4 protein-coding genes are annotated in these 4,785 nt (G+C 61.0%); 1 reads left to right on the top strand and 3 read right to left on the bottom strand.

Features of this window, described 5'->3' with window-relative positions; genetic code table 11:
• Window positions 1-1,196 (bottom strand): CoA-binding protein (locus AWB67_RS34520; protein WP_200822392.1); only part of this gene is annotated, 1,196 nt, incomplete at its 3' end.
• Window positions 1,197-1,339: 143 nt separating this feature from the next.
• Entirely contained in the window at window positions 1,340-2,269 is a 930-nt protein-coding gene (locus AWB67_RS34515) for a histone deacetylase family protein (protein WP_087660435.1), read from the bottom strand.
• 420 nt (window positions 2,270-2,689) lie between these two features.
• On the opposite strand from AWB67_RS34515, the gene AWB67_RS34510 reads away from it, so the two are divergent.
• Window positions 2,690-3,874 (top strand): acetyl-CoA C-acyltransferase family protein, encoded by a 1,185-nt coding sequence (locus AWB67_RS34510; RefSeq protein WP_087660434.1) that lies wholly within the window; start codon window positions 2,690-2,692, stop codon window positions 3,872-3,874.
• 264 nt (window positions 3,875-4,138) lie between these two features.
• Here the strand turns inward: AWB67_RS34510 and AWB67_RS34505 are convergent.
• A partial coding sequence (locus AWB67_RS34505; RefSeq protein ID WP_125477815.1) for a F0F1 ATP synthase subunit gamma occupies window positions 4,139-4,785 on the bottom strand: 647 nt, incomplete at its 5' end.

The following is a 4,785-nucleotide window of genomic DNA, read 5'->3' as shown; positions in this document are numbered from 1 at the left end:
GGTTTGCCCAGGCCGGCATTCACTAGGGTCAGCGCTTTTGCCACCTCGGTCGGGTCGAGATCCAGCTTGGGAGAGTAGATGACAAGTATGCCGTCAACTTCGGCATCGCTGGAACAGGCCGCTATGGCCGCGCGGTAATGCTGCGGATTGGCCTCTTCCGAGAGATCGATCAGGTGCGTCAGCGTCGCCAGTTTCGGTAACTGTGGAGCCAATTCCGTCACGGCGCCCGGTGAAAGGCGCGCCAGTTCCAGGCCCAGATCAGTAAGCCAGTCAACGGCCAGTACGCCGGGTCCGCCGCCGTTGGTCACGACCGCCAGACGTGAACCGACCGGCCGATAGCGCGAGGCCAAGCATTTGGCTGCGGAAAACAACTGGGCGAATGATTTGACCCGTACTGCACCGGCCCGGCGCAGGGCTGCGTCGAACACTTCGTCACTGCCTACGATGTTGCCGGAATGGGTGAGCGCTGCCTGCGATCCGGCTGCTTTGCGGCCCGCCTTGAGCACCACTACCGGCTTGGTGTTGGCGGCCGCCCGCAAGGCGCTGATGAAGCAGCGAGCATTGGTAATGCCTTCCATGTAGATGACAATGCTTTCGGTCGCGGGATCGGTTGCGAGGAAATCCAGCGTCTGTGCGAGGTCGACTCCGGTATGCGGCCCCAGCGACACGACCGTCGAAAACCCCACCGCATTCTTGCTGGCCCAGTCGAGTATCGAGGTGGTCAGGGCGCCGGATTGCGATATCAACGCCAGCGACCCCTGGCGCGCCAGCGACCCGGCCACGCTGACGTTGAGCTTCAGACGGGGACGCTGATAGCCAAGGCAGTTTGGCCCCAGCAGATGGATACCATGTTTGCGCGCGATGGCGTGCAGGTCCTTGGCATGCGCCTGATCGATACCGGATGAAACGATGACTGCGGCCCGACACTGAATACGTCCGGCGACTTCGAGTGCGGAAAGCAGCCGGTCGTCAGGCAGTGCGATGACCGCCAGATCGACGCGCAGGTGCGCCAGATCACCGAGCGTGCCACTCATGCCCACGTCGAGAAAAGTCACCGGTCCGGCAAAACCGCTCTCCCGTATCTGGACGCTTATGCTGCGACCGTGATTGCTCTGACCATCAGGATCATCGGCTTTGCCTGCAAAGACCACGATCGAGCCAGGCGAGAACAGGGGCGTCAGGTAGTGCTTGTCCATAGGCTTTGGCAAGAAGAGCAAGCTCGGGAGAAAGGGCGCGATTCAGCGGATACGTAATCTGATTGTGCGCCGGACGACCGTGTTCCGACCGCTGCGAATAATCCGGTACAGACGCTGTTTTCCGTTGATCAACAGCAGGCGCGTCAGCAATCCACACCAATGAGCGCTTTCACGTGTGCCGCAACGCTGCGTGCCAGCGATGACAGATCATAGCCGCCTTCCAGACAGGACACGATGCGCCCGTCGGCGTAGTGCCGCGCGACTCCGATTATTCGCTGCGTGACCCAGGCATAGTCCGCCTCGACCAGGCCGAGGTTGCCCATGTCATCTTCGCGATGGCCGTCGAAACCAGCGGAGATGAAAATCATCTCTGGCTTGAATGCCTCCAGAGCCGGAAGCCACTTGTCGGTCACCGCAGCCCGGAACGCGTCACCTCCGGAACGGCTTGGCAGGGGCACGTTCACCATATTCCGGCCGCGTGGCTGATTGCCGGAGAACGGGTAAACTTTGTCCTCAAAGATCGAGCACATCAATACGCGTTCGTCGGCGTGAAAGATATCTTCGCTGCCGTTGCCGTGATGAACGTCGAAATCGACCAGTGCCACGCGCGTGAGCCCATGCACGTTCAGCGCATGCCGGATGCCTACCGCGACGTTGTTGAAAAAACAGAATCCTCCTGCGGCTGCATATTCCGCGTGATGTCCCGGCGGCCGCACGTTGCAAAAAGCCGGGCAGGCTTTGCCCGCGATCACCAGGTCGGTCGCCAGTACCGCTGCCCCGGCAGCACGCAATGCCGCCTGATAGGTGTAGGGATTCATATTGGTGTCGGGATCGACGTGCGCGTAACCCTCTGTCGGCGCCATGCTTGCGATGGAATGGATGTACGACATCGAATGCGCCTGGGCAAGCTGTTGTTCCGTTGCCAGCGGCGCTTCGTAAGTTTGCATGCAATCGAGCAGCCCCTTGATCAACAACATATCGTGGATGGCCCCGATACGGTCTGGCGACTCGGGGTGCATGCCTCCCATTTCATGTTTGACGCAATCGGGATGGGATATGTAAGCGGGTAACATACGGCCTCTCGACTACTGTGGAAGGTGCTACAAATGTCACCGTGCAATGACCACGGTTTCAATGGACGCTGCTGACGTCACCCCTTGCGTCCACCCCAACGAGTCCGATCCTCAGGTGCCCGCCGTCGGGTTTATGTCGGCCATCCGTCAAAATGCCGAATAAAAGGTGAAAGAGTTGAAAATGCATTGCAATGCACACAGGATTTTTGTTGGCGCGCGTTCTGTACGCTATCGTACCGCGTCCACGCGCGTAGAGGCGTATCGTAAAGAACACCGTGAAGAAGCCGCCGGGCGATGTGATGCCTGGACAGTAATCCGCATTGCCCCTCCCGATAGCGCTTACTAATCCTGATCCGCTTCGTCTATTTTGCGAGCCAAAGGCACCAGGCTTTGACAATTCAAATCGCAAGGAGAGTAATCATGAGCATGCGTGACGTAGTGGTTCTAGGCGCAGCCCGGTCGGCGATCGGAACGTTTGGCGGGTCTCTCGCGGACATTGAACCGGCGGAACTGGCCGGCACCGTGATGAAGGAGGCGGTCACGCGCTCCGGCGTTGACCCGACAGCGATCAATTATGTAACGGTAGGCAACACGATCCCCACGGATAGCCGCTTCGCCTACGTGGCGCGCGTTGCGGCCATTCAGGCAGGGCTGCCTATGGATTCAGTGGCGATGTCGGTGAATCGCCTATGCTCGTCGGGCCTTCAGGGCATTGTGACGACGGCTCAGAATATTTTGCTCGGCGACTGCGACTATGGCGTCGGCGGCGGGGTCGAGGTGATGAGCCGCGGCGGCTATCTATCCACCACGATGCGCGGCGGCGCACGCATGGGCGACACCAAGCTGATCGACACCATGGTCGCCACGTTGACCGACCCGTTCGGTGTAGGTCACATGGGAATCACGGCCGAGAATCTGGTCGCGAAATGGGGCATCACGCGCGAGCAGCAGGATGCGCTGGCCGTGGAATCGCATCGTCGAGCAGCGCGGGCGATCGCCGAAGGACGCTTCAAATCGCAAATCGTTCCGATCGTCAAGCAGACGAAAAAGGGCGAGGTGATATTCGACACCGATGAACACGTGAAGCCAAACAGGACAATGGAGACGCTAGCCAAGATGAAGCCGGCGTTCAAGAAGGACGGCTCGGTGACCGCCGGCAACGCTTCAGGCATAAACGACGGCGCGGCCTTCTTCGTGCTGGCCGACTCAGCAGTGGCAGCAGCGGCCGGCTACAAGCCGATCGCACGACTGGTCTCCTACGCGGTAGCCGGTGTGCCCAACGAAATCATGGGTGAAGGCCCGATTCCCGCGACAAAGCTGGCGCTCAAGAAGGGCGGGCTTACGCTTGACCAAATGGACGTGATCGAGAGCAACGAGGCGTTCGCGGCGCAGGCCATCGCGGTGGCGCGCGCGCTCGAACTCGACATGGAAAAGACCAACCCGAACGGCGGTGCGATTGCGCTGGGTCATCCGATCGGCTGCTCAGGTGCCTTTCTCGCCACCAAGGCGGTCTACGAATTGCAGCGCATCGGCGGCCGCTACGCGCTTGTGACGATGTGCATCGGCGGCGGCCAAGGGATCGCCGCGGTGTTCGAACGACTCTGAGGCTCGAGACCAGAGTCGGATTGGTATAAGCACGACTGCAACGCAACGCCGGCAGTACTCGGCCGAGCGCATGACACGCTTCGCGTGCGGGCATTCGCAAGAGCGGCGGCTCTGACGATTTATACGGTGCTTGACGCGGAGTCGAATACCATTGCCGCCGGCGACAGCGTTCAGTTTGTCTGGATTGTTGCGCTCAGCCCCGACAAGAGACGTGTCACCGGATCGAGCACGACCGCCCACGAGCACCGCAGCGAGACCGGCGATCTACTTTGTGAAGGATCGGCCGGTCTCCGCTCCCGGCTTTCGCTTGCGCCGGACCGCCCCGGCTGCAAGGCCGACCGACGACAGTTCCACGATCTCCGAAGTAATCTCCTCCTGCCTTAGACGGCGAGAATCTCCGATCAGCCCATCGAGCGTGTTATGAACGTTGGTGCGCGCTGCGATCATCGCGTGCATGCGCGCCTCGTTCTCCGCGGCGAAGGACAGCATGATGGCCTCGCACAACTGCGCGTAGATGTATTCCTCGGCGAGCAAGGCCAGCAGTCGTCGTGGCGGCAGCGTGACGAGCGGCGGATTGGCATGAACCGGTTGCCTGAAGCGCCTGAAGTCGAACGGCCACAGCACACGCTGCACGACCTCGATCGTCTCTGACGGATTGGGTACTGCGTGCAGCACCATCGCCTGCGTCGCCTGTCCCGCGTTCAGACGCTCGTAAAGGACCCCGATGATGCGATCGGCGAGCGCCGGGACTTCGTCGGCGTGGGCGACCATCGGTGCGGCCCAGCCAATCGTCAGTTCGCGCTCGGCGGCGAATGGGGCCCCGCGACCGCCGATCAGCAGACATTCGGTTGAACGCGACGCGGCGCAGTGGGACGCAGCCTCGATCACATGCTCATTGAACGTGCCGACGA

The sequence above is a fragment of the Caballeronia terrestris genome, assembly GCF_001544515.1.
Lineage (GTDB): Bacteria > Pseudomonadota > Gammaproteobacteria > Burkholderiales > Burkholderiaceae > Caballeronia > Caballeronia terrestris.
Note: the sequence above shows the minus strand (reverse complement) of the source record. Positions and strands in the feature narration are given on the sequence as shown.

Excerpts from the sequence above, each read along its gene's own strand:
- AWB67_RS34515 (WP_087660435.1), bottom strand. The coding sequence starts at position 2,269 with ATGTTACCCGCTTACATATCCCATCCCGATTGCGTCAAACATGAAATG.
- AWB67_RS34510 (WP_087660434.1), top strand. The coding sequence starts at position 2,690 with ATGAGCATGCGTGACGTAGTGGTTCTAGGCGCAGCCCGGTCGGCGATC.